This window comes from Suttonella indologenes (assembly GCF_900460215.1).
GTDB lineage: Bacteria > Pseudomonadota > Gammaproteobacteria > Cardiobacteriales > Cardiobacteriaceae > Suttonella > Suttonella indologenes.
The window spans coordinates 639,482-654,712 of the sequence record NZ_UHIA01000003.1 but is presented as its reverse complement, the minus strand read 5'-3'; the positions used below and the strand labels follow the sequence as shown (position 1 = coordinate 654,712).

General features: G+C 46.8%; 18 protein-coding genes and 1 pseudogene. 14 read left to right on the top strand and 5 right to left on the bottom strand.

From position 1 onward, the window contains the following. Positions 1-144: 144 nt before the first annotated feature. Entirely contained in the window at positions 145-1,050 is a 906-nt protein-coding gene (locus tag DYC63_RS03580; RefSeq protein WP_245888006.1) for a LysR family transcriptional regulator, read from the bottom strand. A gap of 73 nt (positions 1,051-1,123) precedes the next feature. Between DYC63_RS03580 and DYC63_RS03575 the strand changes: the two genes are divergently transcribed. From DYC63_RS03575 to DYC63_RS13505, 11 genes are read left to right on the top strand one after another with little or no spacing between them, the layout of a single operon-like run. Continuing rightward, the gene (locus DYC63_RS03575; RefSeq protein ID WP_099065564.1) at positions 1,124-2,218 is read left to right on the top strand and encodes an ABC transporter substrate-binding protein; all 1,095 of its coding nucleotides are present in this window, start codon (positions 1,124-1,126) and stop codon (positions 2,216-2,218) included. Next, complete coding sequence (locus DYC63_RS03570; protein WP_016239115.1) at positions 2,215-3,273, top strand: FecCD family ABC transporter permease; 1,059 nt, start codon at positions 2,215-2,217, stop codon at positions 3,271-3,273. The genes DYC63_RS03575 and DYC63_RS03570 overlap by 4 nt, the downstream gene beginning before the upstream one ends. Positions 3,274-3,275: 2 nt before the next feature. Continuing rightward, positions 3,276-4,070: an ABC transporter ATP-binding protein gene (locus tag DYC63_RS03565; protein ID WP_115217956.1), complete on the top strand. Its 795-nt coding sequence runs from the start codon at positions 3,276-3,278 to the stop codon at positions 4,068-4,070. Positions 4,071-4,093: 23 nt separating this feature from the next. Further along, complete coding sequence (locus DYC63_RS03560; protein ID WP_072281355.1) at positions 4,094-4,609, top strand: hypothetical protein; 516 nt, start codon at positions 4,094-4,096, stop codon at positions 4,607-4,609. Between the two features lie 12 nt (positions 4,610-4,621). Then, complete coding sequence (gene phnG / locus DYC63_RS03555; protein WP_021565143.1) at positions 4,622-5,047, top strand: phosphonate C-P lyase system protein PhnG; 426 nt, start codon at positions 4,622-4,624, stop codon at positions 5,045-5,047. Between the two features lie 4 nt (positions 5,048-5,051). Then, positions 5,052-5,609 carry a phosphonate C-P lyase system protein PhnH gene (gene phnH, locus DYC63_RS03550; RefSeq protein WP_016239119.1) on the top strand — a complete coding sequence of 186 codons (558 nt, stop codon included), beginning with the start codon at positions 5,052-5,054 and terminating at the stop codon, positions 5,607-5,609. Beyond that, a complete protein-coding gene (locus DYC63_RS03545; protein WP_016239120.1) occupies positions 5,609-6,622 on the top strand; it encodes a carbon-phosphorus lyase complex subunit PhnI in 1,014 nt (337 codons plus the stop codon). Before phnH ends, DYC63_RS03545 begins: the two co-directional genes overlap by 1 nt. Next, entirely contained in the window at positions 6,619-7,431 is an 813-nt protein-coding gene (locus tag DYC63_RS03540; RefSeq protein WP_021565144.1) for an alpha-D-ribose 1-methylphosphonate 5-phosphate C-P-lyase PhnJ, read from the top strand. The genes DYC63_RS03545 and DYC63_RS03540 overlap by 4 nt, the downstream gene beginning before the upstream one ends. Then, positions 7,424-8,188: an ATP-binding cassette domain-containing protein gene (locus DYC63_RS03535; RefSeq protein ID WP_016239122.1), complete on the top strand. Its 765-nt coding sequence runs from the start codon at positions 7,424-7,426 to the stop codon at positions 8,186-8,188. The genes DYC63_RS03540 and DYC63_RS03535 overlap by 8 nt, the downstream gene beginning before the upstream one ends. Then, positions 8,188-8,802: an ATP-binding cassette domain-containing protein gene (locus tag DYC63_RS03530; RefSeq protein ID WP_016239123.1), complete on the top strand. Its 615-nt coding sequence runs from the start codon at positions 8,188-8,190 to the stop codon at positions 8,800-8,802. Before DYC63_RS03535 ends, DYC63_RS03530 begins: the two co-directional genes overlap by 1 nt. A 52-nt stretch (positions 8,803-8,854) precedes the next feature. Next, positions 8,855-9,247, top strand: a complete 393-nt coding sequence (locus DYC63_RS13505; RefSeq protein WP_310520874.1) for a porin — start codon at positions 8,855-8,857, stop codon at positions 9,245-9,247. Positions 9,248-9,431: 184 nt separating this feature from the next. Here the strand turns inward: DYC63_RS13505 and DYC63_RS03520 are convergent. Further along, positions 9,432-9,539, bottom strand: a pseudogene (locus DYC63_RS03520) (IS110 family transposase); the annotation flags it as partial. 37 nt (positions 9,540-9,576) lie between these two features. Between DYC63_RS03520 and DYC63_RS03515 the strand changes: the two are divergent. The 3 genes from DYC63_RS03515 to DYC63_RS13690 all read left to right on the top strand — a co-directional run bounded on the left by DYC63_RS03515 (position 9,577) and on the right by DYC63_RS13690 (position 11,786). Beyond that, a complete protein-coding gene (locus tag DYC63_RS03515) occupies positions 9,577-9,879 on the top strand; it encodes an IS630 transposase-related protein (RefSeq protein ID WP_112863885.1) in 303 nt (100 codons plus the stop codon). Further along, entirely contained in the window at positions 9,840-10,415 is a 576-nt protein-coding gene (locus DYC63_RS03510) for an IS630 family transposase (RefSeq protein WP_115217955.1), read from the top strand. The genes DYC63_RS03515 and DYC63_RS03510 overlap by 40 nt, the downstream gene beginning before the upstream one ends. 472 nt (positions 10,416-10,887) lie before the next feature. Beyond that, positions 10,888-11,786, top strand: a protein-coding gene (locus DYC63_RS13690) for an IS630 family transposase (protein WP_425452114.1) whose coding sequence is annotated in 2 segments (ribosomal slippage) — positions 10,888-11,203 and positions 11,203-11,786 — 900 coding nt in all. Because the reading frame shifts where the segments join, the coding sequence is not laid out codon by codon here. A gap of 15 nt (positions 11,787-11,801) precedes the next feature. On the opposite strand, the gene DYC63_RS03495 is transcribed toward DYC63_RS13690, so the two are convergent. Genes DYC63_RS03495 through DYC63_RS03485 form a run of 3 tightly spaced genes read right to left on the bottom strand, consistent with a single transcriptional unit; the run spans position 11,802 to position 15,164 of the window. Continuing rightward, a complete protein-coding gene (locus tag DYC63_RS03495; RefSeq protein ID WP_115217952.1) occupies positions 11,802-12,005 on the bottom strand; it encodes a hypothetical protein in 204 nt (67 codons plus the stop codon). Beyond that, entirely contained in the window at positions 11,959-13,539 is a 1,581-nt protein-coding gene (gene pgi, locus DYC63_RS03490) for a glucose-6-phosphate isomerase (RefSeq protein ID WP_115217951.1), read from the bottom strand. Before pgi ends, DYC63_RS03495 begins: the two co-directional genes overlap by 47 nt. Before the next feature lie 8 nt (positions 13,540-13,547). After that, positions 13,548-15,164: an alpha-D-glucose phosphate-specific phosphoglucomutase gene (locus DYC63_RS03485; RefSeq protein WP_115218048.1), complete on the bottom strand. Its 1,617-nt coding sequence runs from the start codon at positions 15,162-15,164 to the stop codon at positions 13,548-13,550. Positions 15,165-15,231 lie beyond the last annotated feature (67 nt).

Genomic DNA, 15,231 nt, shown 5'->3' with positions numbered 1-15,231 from the left:
TCTGTTACAACGAGCGTCAAGCATGATGACGCTCGAAGGCTGATCCGAATGTTTGCAGACCACAAAATCAATGCGTAAGCGCACCTTGATGCACAATGCCTTTTTTCAGTAAAATCTTAAATACTCCCGCATCAGAAACATGCATTACCATGCTTCACTAAAAGCCTGAGAAATTTGACTCCCCATCATGTATGAGTGACGCCAAAAGCAACCTAATTCACGCTCTGCCGATAAAGCGGGAGGAAGCTCCATCACTGCTAAATGATCCGGTAAATGTACATCTCTTACCCAGCCATACGGCAATAATGCATGACCATAACCTGCGGCAACTAAAGCCATTCGATGCTCAACACCAAGGCCATATGTACGAGTCAAGCCGGAGCTTAATAATTTACTTAAGCCTTCAGTAATTAGCGATGGAACAAAATCATCCTCGCTAAGTGGTAGTAATCCAGGCTCACAGAGCATAAGAGGATGGAGTTCAGGCTGAAGTTTATCGGCTCGCACTAGTAAGACAAAGTGTTCCTTGAATAAGCTTGTATATGCTATCCCCTCAGGAACCGACTGTGCTGCACTAATTAGCAAATCAATTTCACGGTTCTGTAAACGCCGTAACAGACCTTGATGCTTGCCACTAACCAACTCGACTTTAGTTTTACCTGAACGGTGAGCACAAATCTGGATAATCCGTAACAAGTTATCCGGTGCCAGTGAGGAAATCACTCCAATACGTAAGGTTTGCCCAAAGGGAAGAGCTAAGCCATCATCACGTAACCCCTCAAGCCGAGCCACGCCTTCTAAAATTACGGCGATTAAGTCTAAAACTTCCTTTCCAAAGGCAGTGGGTGTTATTTTACTCCCCCTTTCAAAAATGGGCTGTCCGAGAATTTCCTCTACTTTTTTTACTTGATAAGACAAGCCCGAGGTCGAAATACCCATGTCTATGGCCGCATAACGAAAACTACGTTTCATTGCGACGGCCTCAACTAAAAGCAAGTCACGCACAGACACTGCTGCTAGCTTGTTCGAAATTACTTCACGCACCGTCATAAATATTCGATTCCAATTGATGAAAAACTGGCTATAATATTTTTAATCAAAATTATATTCAATTGGAGGGATTATGACCTCAATACCCCGTTGCTTTGCCGTGCTAGTAGCGACAACTTTGTTATCAGGTAACTTGTCAGCGCAAGAATTTAACTTTACTGATGTAACCGGACAGGAAATTAAGTTAGAAGCCCCTCCTAGACGTATCATTACTCTGCCCAATCCAGCTGCAGCTACCTTCATCGCAATAGATGGTTCTACCGAGCTGTTAGTGGGTATGAATGAGGGCTCTAAACGAGCCTTTGAGAGCGGTATGATGAGCGTTATGTTTCCTGAAGCTGTTGATATCTCCAGTGACATTTTGTCGGAAAACGGTGGTTGGATGCCCAACGTAGAGGCCATCGCAGAACTTAAACCGGATTTAGTCATCCAGTGGGGTGAGCGCGGCGATGATATCGTAGCTCCACTTCGCAATGCAGGTTTGCCCGTTGCTCTAATGGTAGGCGGTGGCAATGCGGGTACAGAAGAGCTGGCCCGAGCCAATATGAAAATGGTGGCTGATATCACGGGTAATACTGAAAAACTGTCAAAGCTTATTGATTGGCGTGACCGTGTACAAAGTGAAATTACTACTGGTTTAAAACAAGTAGGCTTTCATGCAACACCAAGCATTTTGCATTTGCGCTCTGCCAAATCCAAGTTGACTGCTACTGGTGAGAAAAGTTATCAACAAACCTTCATCGAGCTGGTTGGCGCTAAAAATGTAGCTCAAGGAGCTGGCGTACAAAGCACTGTTAGCGTGGAACAGATTCTTGAATGGAACCCAGATATTATCTTACTTTCCGCAGCAGAGACGGATGCTGGATTAGAAGCGATATACGACGACCCATTACTTTCTCGCTTAAATGCCGCCGTACAAAAACGCGTTTATAAGACACCTCAAGGTGGATATATCTGGGATAGTGCTTCCCATGAAAGCCCCTACACATGGATGTGGCTGGCCAATCTTACTCATCCCGATATTTTCTCTTTTGACCTACGTCACGAATTAAAAGAAGGCTTCAAATTACTTTATAACTTTGACCTATCGGATGAGCAGATAGATCGAATTCTGCGTATTGATATGAACGGCGACAGTCACGGTTATCAAGTGTTTCGTAAACAATGAACAAATATACGCGATCGATTCACTCGTCCTCAGAAATGGTTGAGCCAGTTACCCTGAGCACTTGGCGTGCTAGTCATTGGCCTCTTTTGTCCCTACTGCTTATAGCGACTGTGCTAATCGGGCTATCAGTAGGTCGATACAGCGTAGCGCTAGATGAGATTGTAGCCATCCTATATGCAGCCTTACGAGGTGATAACTCACAGCATATGGATGCGTTGGTGATCTTGAATGTACGCTTGCCGCGCATATTATTGGCAGGAGTATGTGGGGCTGGGCTTGCCATCTGCGGGGTAGCCTTACAAACCTTATTTCGTAACCCTCTCGTTTCACCTAAAGTGCTAGGTTTATCCTCAGGTTCAGCATTAGGAGGATCACTGGCAATTTTGGCTGGAGTAGGGGGGCCGCTACTGATGGGGGCTACGTTTGTATCAGCATTTGCTGCTCTGTTTTTAGTAGTGCTGATTTCAAATATGGCGGGTCGTACTTTGATGACTATTGTGCTTGCTGGAATTGTTATTGATGCTTTATTTGCAGCAGGTATTTCGTTAGTTCAATATGCCGCGGATCCAGAAACGAGTTTACCTGCCATCGTCTTTTGGCTGATGGGAAGCTTTGCAACGGCGAGTTGGGAAAAATTTGCACAAACTGCTCCTATACTCATTGCCAGCATTTACCTACTGAATAGAATGCGCTATCGCATTGCTGTACTCGCTATGGGTGACGACGAAGCTAAGTCGTTTGGCATCCATGTTGCACGCTCCCGGATGGTCGTCTTCGCGTTGATTTCTATCATTATCGGCGCCTGCGTAACCGCATCGGGCGTAGTGGGGTGGGTAGGACTCGTAATCCCACACTTTGCTCGTATGTTAGTAGGCGAAGATCACCGCCGGCTCTATTTCACGAGTCTTATGCTGGGTGCCACTTTCATGATTTTGACTGATACGTTGGCTCGTAGTTTAACTGCTGCAGAGATTCCTTTAGGCGTACTCACAGCTCTAGTTGGCGCCCCCGTCTTTGTGTACTTACTATGCACTCGTCGACGTGAAAGGGCTTAATCATGCAAACCGTCTTTACCTCTCATCTCAGTTTAACTGGAGCGTGCGTACGTTTTAGTGAACGTGTGATTTTTCAGGATTTAAGTTTTAACGTACAAAAGGGCGAAACGTTGGCCATTTTGGGCCCAAACGGACGCGGTAAGACTACGTTGCTAAAAGCTCTATTAGGCTCACAACGTTTAGATCAAGGACAACGGCAGGTACCCCACCTCATCGGCTATGTACCTCAATACCAATACGGTAGTGAAAACCATTGTTGCCTCGATGTGGTACTTATGGCACGAGCCGCCTTGCTTCCCATGTTCAGCCTTCCTTCACAGCGGGATCGTAAGCTAGCTCTTGAAGCATTGGAAAAAGTAGGCGGAGGGCATTTTGCTTATCGTTTATATGGCTCTCTATCCGGCGGCGAGCGCCAATTAGTGTTGCTTGCTCGTGCTTTAGCTACTGGTGCTGAGGTACTCATACTTGATGAGCCGGCTTCAGCTTTAGATTTAGCTAATCAGGACTTATTGCTTAACGTCTTATTCGAGTTACGCCGAGTACGTAGCCATTCGGTCGTTTTTACCACTCACCATCCGCAACACGCTCTGCATCTCGCAGACAAAGTACTGCTGATGCACACCAACGATCAGATTAAATTTGGTCCAGCTGATGAGCTGTTAACCGAGTCTGAGTTATCCCGTTTATACAACGTCAGACTACGCCGTCTAATGGTGCAAACGGGAGAACATTTTCAAAGCACAATCTGCCCGGTTTTTGGAATACGTGAACCGGATCAAGATATGCCCATTTCTTAATCCTCTAAACAAAGGTAAATACAATGAGTAACGATACAATCTCCTATCTGGAAAATGGACATGAATTTACAGTCCACTTTGATGAGTTATTAAAATACCACGGTGCCGGTTATCCGGGTGGTGTAGCCCACGGGCTAAAAGTTATGCAGCGAGCCTGGCCCTTGCTAGATAATGGTCGTTTGCCTGAACGACGTGAAATTCGCTGTGTCACAGCCTTTGGAGGCCCAGGGGGTAGAGATGCGATTGAGTTTGTTACCCGCGGTCTTACTGAGGGTCGCTACATTGTTGATAACTCAGTAGGGCTCGAAGAAGAAGAGTCCCCCGGTGGTCGTTATTACTTCCGTTTCGAGTACCGTGGCACCGCTGTTGAAATCACCATCCGTCCCGGACACGTACGCCCCGAGTTCATTCAGTTAGCACGCAAGAAAGACCGCTCACCAGAAGAAGAGATCATTTTGGCTGAAATGAAGCTCGAAATGGTAGAACGCTTGTTAGTCCAGCCCGCAGAAGATATTTACAACGCTACCGTATTATCGTAATAAGTCATAGCCATGAATCAAGAACGTCAAACTTGGCTCGGGCTACTTGCCCGAGCTAACCGAGATTATCTGGAAAATATCTGGGCTACTTACAATCCGGGTGTGCCTATACAAAAACTCGCTGGCCCTGAAACGGGGTTGGTGCAGCTCAATACACAAGCTTGTAAGGCCTCAGTGTCATTTCAGTTTGGTGAGGCTTCTTGTACTCGCTGCGTAATCGCTATTGGGAAAATTCAAGGTTACGCAGTACATTTGGGCTCCGATCTACGCAAAGCGGAGTTAGCGGCCTATCTAGACGCCTTTCTACAAACGGCCCCCTCCCACCAACGTGAGCTGGTGCTGCACCCTATACGCCAACAGTTAGAGCTAAAAAAGGCTGAGAGGGAGCAGCTGACGGCTGCTACTTCTGTACGTTTCTACACCACACAAAAAACTTAGAATCATGAAAATACCTTTACGATCTGAGCACAGACATGACGATGAGTTACATCGGCAGACGCGTACTTATCGGCGACTACTGCATGCCTTTGGTTACCCAATGCGCATACAGCAACTAGAAGAGCGTGCTATTCATTGCATCGTTGACTGCCTTCTAGACAGCCAAACGACGGTAGCTATTGAGGTGGAAAATAAGGAATTAACAAGCCGTATTTTGAATACAGGCGCAACCTTGAGCCAAACTCCCGAATGGGTTTTTGCAGGTTCTCAACGGCATCACTTACAACATATTCCAGCAGGAAGCCGTGAGTCGCCTGAAAGTGGGGCAACCCTTGTCATGGAAATAGCCGCCATATCACCTACAAACGGGGGGCTTGCTATACGAGCCACCGGTGCAGGACTCAACAAACCACACACTTTATATTTTTCAGGGTTACATCAAAATGTAGTCATTGATCATATTGCTTTTCGTGCCGATTACCCGCGTGGAGTGGACCTACTACTATGCGCTGACACGCAGCTGGTTGTATTACCACGTCACTTAACTTTGGAGATCATTTAATGTACGTACCAGTAAAGGGTGGTGAACAAGCAATTGCTGCTTCCCGTATAGCCGTAGAACGGAGTCGCCGAGGCGACGACACAATCCCCGAGATTGAAATTAATCAAATCATGGCACAAATGTCGTTAGCTCTTGATCGGATCATGAGTGAGGGGGGCTTATACGATCGACGTTTTGCTGCTATTGCCTTTAAGCAAGCTCAGGGAGACATTGCCGAAGCGGTATTTCTCGTACGTGCTCATCGCGCGCAATTAGCCAATTTTGGCTCAAGCCAAAACATAGATCTAAAAACAATGCATTACAGTCGCCACATTTCCGCCACGCAAAAAGAGTTGGCTGGAGGGCAAATTTTAGGCGCCACTTACGACTACACCCACCGCTTACTGAATATGGATTTAGAACACTCTCGCCCTCAGTGCGAGTTACCTAAATCAGTGATAACAGCTCCCTCATCGCCCTCTAGCTCTGAGCCACTGTACGCAGATCTTATCCGCACCGAAATATCTAAAGCTCCGATAGACATTACGCGAACTGTTTTGCCTTCTTTACCTGATCCTTGCGAGCGTCTCGCTCATCTCGCTCGTGGCGAAGAAGGCTACTTAACTGGATTAGCTTACGAGAGTTTGCGTAAAGCCTCAACGAGTCATCCCTATGTAGCGCAATTAATGAGAGGGAGCGTTGAAATATTCGTAGAGCTGGAAGACCTCAATTTAACCGTATCCATTGGTGAGGTTGAGTTAACTGCCTGCACTACTGTGGCTCCAAATTTTAGCTCATCTCCACATTTAGAAGCGGGTTTTGGTATTGCTTTTGGAGCTAACGAGCGTAAAGCCGTCGCCATGGCAATCGTAGATCAGCACTTTAAAATTGAGGGTGCTACCAGTGATGCACTCATGCATACCGACGGAGTCGCTGCATCCGGCTATGTCAGCCATTTGAAATTACCTCATTACTCTGACTTTGATGCTGATTTAGCGCGTTTACGCCGAGTTCAGGCTAAGGAGGAAATATGAATTATGCCTACCTTGATCTACCGTCCAAACAAGAAATACGTCGTAAAACCCTAAAAGCACTCTGTCTACCTGGACGTCAAATACCTTTCTCAGCTCCTGAGCTACCCATTGCCTATGGTTGGGGGGTAGGAGGCATGGCTATTACCGCTGCCTTATTAGAACCGAATGACACGTTAAAGGTAGTCGATCATGGTTCGGATGATACCGTTAATGCCCTGAATATCGCGGATTTTTTTACTAAAACGGCAAACATATCAATTACGACAACAAGCTCAAAGGCTACTCTCATTCAAACGCGTCAGCGAGTCCCTGAAAGCCCGTTGCGGGAAGAGCAAATTGTGGTGTACCAAGTTCCTCGACCTGACCCTCTACGTGGATTTATTAATGATGCGGCCGAAGCACTGACACGGCACGCACATCATGATTACGGTGTCGTGTTAAGCGCTCTATTTGAAACATGGTTGCAACAAGATGATGCGTGCTTAGGATACGACCACCCTGTGATTGTTAATGATGGGGTCTTAATGTCACCGTCGCCTATTCCTGCTATGGATAACCCCCGCATGGCGATGATGCCTGCTATTCAGATTTTTGGCGCCGCACGCGAGCGACGAATTTATGCATTGCCTGCCTATACACCCTTAGCAAACTTAGCTTTTGTTGACCTGCCTGCTAGCCTGAAAAAAGTCGATACAGCATGTTGTATCTGCGGCTCATCTATTCATTATTTGGATAATATTGGTACGTCAAACACCCCCCATTGGGTATGTTCCGACTCCGAAGCATGCAAGGAGCGCGCTCATGTTTAGCTTGCCAGATCCCGTGCTGACAGCACAGGCTATCTCACTTGAAATAGCTGGGCACCGTATTTTGTCGGATTGTCACCTCAAGCTTTATCCTTCCGAGGTTCTCGCTTTAGTCGGCCCCTCAGGTGCTGGAAAATCAAGTCTTCTGAATATACTTGCTGGACGACAGCTATCTAACAACTGTCAGGCTCTTTCCCTTTTAGGCCAGGATTTACTACGTACCAGTCTTTATCAAACTAACCTTTTACGTCGGCGGGCGTGTGGCTATGTGGCTCAGGATGCCAGCACAACCCTAAACCTGAGACAAAGTGCCGCCACTAATATCGTACGTCGTCTTTTTGATTTAGGTGACAACCGTGCGGTTGATGCACTCAAACAAGCACAAAAATGGGGCCAGCGACTTGGTTTATGTCCAGAACGATTACATGAGCCAGTGAAGAACTTTTCGGGAGGGATGCGCCAACGCGTACAAATCGCTGCGGCCATGATCCATCAGCCGAGCATTTTATTTTTAGATGAACCCACTGCTGGTCTCGACTCAGTCGCTCAAGCAGATTTTTTAGATGTGCTCTCTAATTTGAGAAACCAAACACAGACTGCCATGGTGTTTGTGACTCATGACTTACGTCTAGCTCGACTCATTGCTGATCGGGCCATCGTGATGGATCAAGGCCGCATCGTCAGCGAATCCATTATGGATCGTTTGCTTACTGAGCCTGAGCATCTCATCGCCCAAGCTCTTGTTAAGGCAATGATTTAATGAATAAACCAACTGTGATTTTGCAGTATGAAGGCAATGGCATACATCATGGGCCACTTCGCATAACGGCACAAACAGGGCAGATCGTACAGATCTGGGGAGCGTCAGGCTCAGGAAAATCGACTTTGCTCTCACGAATTTGGGGAAGTCGAAGCTTAGGAACGGCACACTTGTGCATACGAACCCACGATCAGCAGTTCACACCAAGCACAATGACACCCGCCCACTTTGCATTTCTACGCTCACGATTAATGTCGTACGTAGGGCAACATCCTACCGTACTACCTCGCGAAAAACTTGTGGATTGGTTTGCTCTAGTCCCCACAAAGACAGTACTCGACGGACTAAGACTGCTGGACCTCTCTCCTAGCTTACTCTCTCGCTATGCCTGTGATGTCTCTGGTGGTGAACTACAGCGTTTTATGTTGCTTCACGCTTATTTTTCTTCTCCTCCAATCTTACTTTTAGATGAGCCCTGTACAGGATTGGATCCAGAGCGTAGTCATCAGGTGAGCACGCTTTTATTACAGGCTAAAGCCGCTCAGAAACTGGTTATTTACACCAGTCATACGAGTGCCAGTTGGGTGGATCAGTCAATCTCTTTAGACGGTTAAACCGTCTACATTTAATTTAACCTGGAAAAGTACTCATAATGAAAAAATTTTATTGGGATCTGCGTTGAGTGTAGGTTGCCTAAACTTCGTTCATGCCGATACCTCAGTCACACTGTATGGTGTGTTGGATGCTGGAATTACTCATCAACGTATTAGTGGCATGTGGGACGGTTCTCCTTACTCATCCAAATCCACTGGGCTACTCAGCGGTGGCCAATCCGGAAATCGATGGGGCTTAAAAGTCACTGAGTCATTGGGTAATGGCACGGCAGCAGTCGTACAGCTAGAAAGTGGTTTTGAGTTAACTACCGGTGAAAGCAAGCAAGGCGGACGTCTATTTCGGGTCCGCTTGGAAAAAGGAAATTATCCTACTATAAGGGCTTCCCCAAACAGTCAACGCCGGTTTTTAATTTCTGGCTGTTCATCAATGAAAGGCAAGGGATGAGACTGCACTACTATAAACGGTCACGCTGAATCGCTATTGATTCGGACCCTGATGAAAGACGCTCGTGAGATCCTCCTTCGTTAATCGGATAGTGATATCCAGTAGGATATGCAGATACTTCTCACGGGGGTCTAACCCTTTACCATCAACGAGTTACAGTTCAGTTACTACTCAGTTTAATTTTTCACGTTGTTGAATACAGTCTGAAGTCATCGCCGTAATGTAATGATGCCCAGCACAACCTCGCATTCTTGGCGGCGATTGCAACGACAGCACGCCAGTATCCCCGCCTATAGTCAAGGAATCAAAAAACAGTTACACTAAAACTTATGGCATACTCAAAAGATTACAGACAAATGATATTGAACAAGCTGGCATCAGGTCATAGCTACAGAAAGCTTGTTGAAGAATATCGACTCAGCGCAACAACTATTCAACGTTGGAAGAAAAGCATAGAACGCAAGAAGTACGAACGCAAACCGGCAAAAATCGATAATGAAGCTTTAATGGCTGACGTCCAAGCTTATCCTGATGACTATTGCTATGAACGGGCAAGACGCTTTAACTGTAGCGACAGAGCTATTGCCATAGCATTAAAACGTGTCGGCATTACTCGAAAAAAAAGACCTTAATTCATCCGAAAGCAGACAAACAACAGCGCCTATTATTTCTTAAGCAGTTAGCGGCATTTGAAGCTGAAGGCAGAACCCTCATTTACTTAGATGAAAGCGGCTTTAAATCTCATGACAACAGAGCTTACGGCTATTCCCACAAAGGCTGTCCTTGTTTAGGAAAGTACAACTGGCAACTCAAGAATCAAAGCAATGCTATTGGGGCAATACATAAGAACAAGTTGTTTGCGGTAGGGCTTTACGATTGCAGTATTAATAGTGATGTATTTCATTGTTGGGTAGAAGAATTGCTGTTAACACAATTGCCTGAAAACAGCGTCATTATTATGGACAATGCCAGCTTTCACAAAAGACAGGATACCCAAGAGCTTATTGCAGATGCGGGACATCATATTTTATGGCTGCCGCCATACAGTCCGGATCTGAACCCAATCGAGAAAATGTGGGCTTGGCTTAAACGTAAACGCAAGGATTGGCGATTAAATTGCATCGATAAACTATTCTTTTACTTCTTGTGGATTTGTAACTCTTTTTGATTTCCTTGACTATATCACACAGCCTTATCTTAAGCAAAGAAAATCCAGCGACGCAAAAACTGGCGCACAGTATAGACAAAAGTAAACAAGAGTCAAATAAAAATTATTCTTATTTATAAAATAAAGCCTCCGCCTCATTTTTTAAAAAACAACCAATAAACCCCAGAAAAATATTCTGACGCTTTTTTATAACCATACGCCACAATCACGCGCTTAATATCAGTTTTGCCTAACACGCGGCATTGCCCAGCTAGCGCCTTTAATCTGGCTAAAAAGTCAGCGCAAATGCTCTAATCTGGGCGCTGTTGCGCCCCATCCAATTAACTTTTATTGTTATTTTTAATTATCAGCTTAGCGTTATATTTTTAAACACCAGCAAACTACAACATAAACCCTAAATATAACTAACAAACCTTGAAACAACACCAACCATCTCCATATCTCCATCACCATTCACTAATCACTACTTCAAATGGCTTATTCACTAGAAATCAGACAAAAAGCCTTGGCTTATTATGACAAATGCAAGAACATTGACCTTGTTATAGAAGCTTTTGGTGTATCAAGACACACCGTGTTTCGTTGGAGACGACAACTTAAAGAAACAGGAAATCTGTCTTGTAAAAAACCCACCAACAGACCCAGAAAGTTTGACAGAAAAGAGCTTCTTGCTTACGTAGAAGCAAATCCTGACAAATATCTACGTGAAATTGGTGAAGTATTTGGGTGTAGTGATATGGCAATCCATAAAGCACTCAAAGCAATGAATATTACTCTTAAAAAAAGACCACAACTTACTTCGAGCAAGACCCAAACAAAGTCAAAGACTTCCAAGATAAATTAACACAACTACAAGCTACGTCCAAACAAGGTTACGAGCTTGTCTATATAGATGAGACAGGCATTGACACTTACTTGCACCGTACTCATGCAAGAAGCCTAAAAGGTCAAAGAGCCTATGATAAAGTCAGTGGCAGACGTTATCAACGAGTCTCCTTAGTGGCAGGACAAATAGGCAACAAAGCCAAAAACTTGATTGCTCCACTCATCTACAACAATACAATGACAAGTGCTTTGTTTGAAACGTGGTTTGAACAAATGCTACTGCCTTGTCTTAACAATCACACCAAACAAACAGGCAAGCCTTGTATAATCATCTTAGACAATGCAAGATTTCACAGAATGAAACACTTGCAAGAGCTTATCAATAATACACCATATGAACATATCATCTTACCATTACCACCTTACTCACCTGAGCTGAACCCAATAGAGCAAACTTGGGCAACGATTAAAAGATGGCTTAGAAGTCATTTGTCAGAGTTTGATACAATCGAAGAAGGTTTGAAGTGTTATTTTGGGGTTTGGTGAGTATAATTTCACTTATTATTTGTCGGCGGTTTCGGCGGATTGGAAAGCCGGACCCGGCACCAGTAAGAAGACTACATCACCGGCAAATTCGGTTGACGGTTTGTGCAATGCTTCGATTAACAAAACGGCGACCGCTGAGTGTTCGCCGTTTTGTTTAGGAATCCATAAAAAATTAGGAAGATTTAAGATGCTTGAGCAATGCGGCGGTGGAAGCATCATGATGCGCGCCGATTTCGCCCGCCAAGCTGGCTTCGGTGCCTTTTGCCAGAATTTTGCCCAATTCCACGCCCCATTGGTCGTAGGCATTCACATCATACAAAATGCCCAAAACGGTGGTTTTGTGTTCGTACAAGGCAATCAGCGCGCCCAAACATTGCGGACTTAATTCATCAAGAATCAATGTCGAGCTCGGACGGTTGCCCGGAGAAGTGCGTTGATAGCGTTCGGCTTCGGGAATCTCTTGTAAATCGCTTTCATCGCGTCCGCGCATCAGTGCTTCGGCTTGTGCCAAGCAATGTCCGTGCACAATGTGCGCGGCTTTTTCCAAGCCCTGCGGTGCTTTTTTCACGGTAATGAAATCTAGCGGAATGCGGCGCTGTCCCTGATGAATCAATTGAAAGAAGGCGTGTTGCGATTCGGTGCCGGTGCCGCCCCAAATAATTAAGCCGCTGGGTTTGTCCAAAGGTTTGCCGGCGCGGTTAGCGCGTTTGCCGAGGCTTTCCATATCCAATTGCTGCAAATATTGCGGAAAGGCGGCGAGGCTGTGCGCGTATAAAATCAAGGCGCGGTTGTTAATGCCGAAATAGTGGTTATACCAAGCGTCCAAGAGCGCGAGTTGCGCCGGTAGGTTTTGCGCAATCGCCGCCGTTTGGAAATGCTTGTCCATTTCATGCGCGCCCGCCAAGAGTTTTTCATAGGCGGCATAGCCGTTTTGCAGGATAAAGGGCAGCGCAATGGCAGACCATAGAGAGAAACGCCCGCCGACCCAATCCCAGAAAGGCAAGACGCGTTCTTCGGCAATACCGAAGGCGGCGGCTTTATCTACATTGGCGGAGATGGCGAGCATTTGATTATCCGCCGCCTCGCCGCCGTGCTGACGCAGCCATGTGCGCAAAATATCGGCATTGGCAAGAGTTTCTTCCGTGCCGAAACTTTTTGAAGCGACAATCAGCAAAGTAGTGGCAGGATTGAGCGTGTGCATCAGATGTTGCAATTGCACGGGATCCGGCGTGGCAAGGAAATGAATTTTCGGGCCGTCCGCTTCATGGGCAAAGGCTTCGCATAAGAGACGCGGGCCAAGCTCCGAGCCGCCGATGCCGATATGCACCACATCGCTAATCGCTTCATCACGATAACCCTTCCATGTGCCGCCGCGAATGCGTTCGGCAAAGTCTTGCATGCGGCGGCGTGCGGCGCGGATTTCAATGTTCACATCAATACCATTGACGACAAATTCTCCTTCCGCCGGCGCGCGCAGGGCATGATGCAGGGCGGGACGGTGTTCGCCCTTATTGACGTTGTCGCCGCGCACGACCGCCGCAATGCCTTCCGCCACGCCGGCTTGCGCCGCCCATTGCGTCCACAATTCGCCGGTTTGCGTATTGATGTGGTTTTTCGATAAATCTGCATAGATGCCCGCCACTTGAAAAGTAGCGGCTTGCACGCGCTGCGGCTCCTCGGCAAAGAGTTCGACTAAGGTTTTTTGACTAATTTGCGCGGCATGGTCGCGTAATTTTTCATCAATATGGCTCATATGTGCTCCTAAGCTATGTTATTGGGTTGGCTGCGGCCGAAGCGGCCTTGCAAATCCATTAAATTCTGTGCCATTGCGGCAAGGCTGTGTGTCGTGCCGGCTAATGCCGCCTGACTTTCGCCCGGCATCTGCCAATATTCGCAGTAGATGCGCAGAGTAGCGCCGCGGGTGTCGGTGCCAGAGAGGCGGCAGATAATGCGAGCGCGGTCGCCGCATTGAATCTGCAAACCTTGGTTTTTGCTGATTTCGCCATTGGTCGGGTCGGTATAATCAAATTGTCCGACATGGGTCAGCACCAAGCCTTGCAAACTCTCGCCAATGCGTTTTTTCAGCGCAGCAGCAAAGTCCGCCAGCATCGCTTCGGCGGCTTCTTTATCCAATTCGCTGTAGTCAAAGCGGTTGAAATGATGGCGTCCGTAAATCTGCCAATGGGCTTGCAGAATTTCATCGGGACTTTGTTCGGTAGCCGCCAATAGACTCAGCCAACATAAGACCGTCCATAAGCCGTCTTTCTCGCGCACATGATTGCCGCCGGTGCCGAAACTCTCTTCGCCGCATAATTGGATTTTGTCGGCATCGAGCAAATTGGCAAAGAATTTCCAGCCGGTAGGGGTTTCAAAGCAACGCATGCCTTTGGCTTGAGCCACCGCATTTGCCGCGCGACTGGTCGGCATGGTTCGACCGATACCATTTAATTTTTCTAAGCAGGGAATATGTTCATGCAGGGCGGCAATAATTGCCAGACTGTCGCAGGGATTGACTATCTGCTTGCGCCCCATGATTAAATTGCGGTCGCCGTCGCCGTCACTCGCCGCGCCCATGACTGCTTCGGGAAACTGCGCCATCGCCGCCTGCAAATTCTGTGCATGCGAGGGCTGCGGGTCAGGGTGTCCGCCGCCGAAATCGGGACTGGGTGTCGTATTAATCAGATATTTTTCCGGCAAACCTAAACGCTTGGCGAAAATCTCCTGCGCATACGGACCTGTGGCGGCATGCATGGCATCAAAAACCAACGGTTTTGCCGCCAAATAGACTTTGATTTTGGGAAAATCGAAAAGACTTTCCATCAAATCGGCATAATCCGCCGTACTGCTGATCACATCTATTTGCGTCTCGCCTAAAACATAGCTGCCCTGCTGCAAAGCCGGCACGGCAATATCGGCAATCACATATTCTTTGAGGATTTTGCTGTTTTCAAATACACGCTCGGTCACGCTTTCAGGTGCCGGCTGCCCCGCCTGCAGATTGAATTTAATTCCGAAATCGCCGTTTTCGCCGCCCGGATTATGGCTGGCGGAAAGAATGATGCCGTAATCGGCTTGATAATGACGGATGACATGCGATGCCGCAGGCGTAGAAAGCAATCCGTTTTCGCCGATAATCAGGCGTTTAACGTTTTGCGCTACCGCCATTTTAATTAGAATTTCAATCGCTTCCTGATTATAAAAACGTCCGTCGCCGCCGATGACGATGGTTTTGCCGTTTGCGCCAAGCGTCGTGAAAATGGCTTGGATGAAACTTTGGGTGTAATGCGGCTGACGAAAATGACTGACGGGCTTGCGCAGCCCTGAAGTACCGGGTCGCTGATCCGTAAAAGTATCAAAGGCTTGGATAATATGCGGCATGATAATTCCCATGATTGAATGAACTGCTGACTATAGGGGTTTTGCCTTATTTTGACAAGCAAGTATT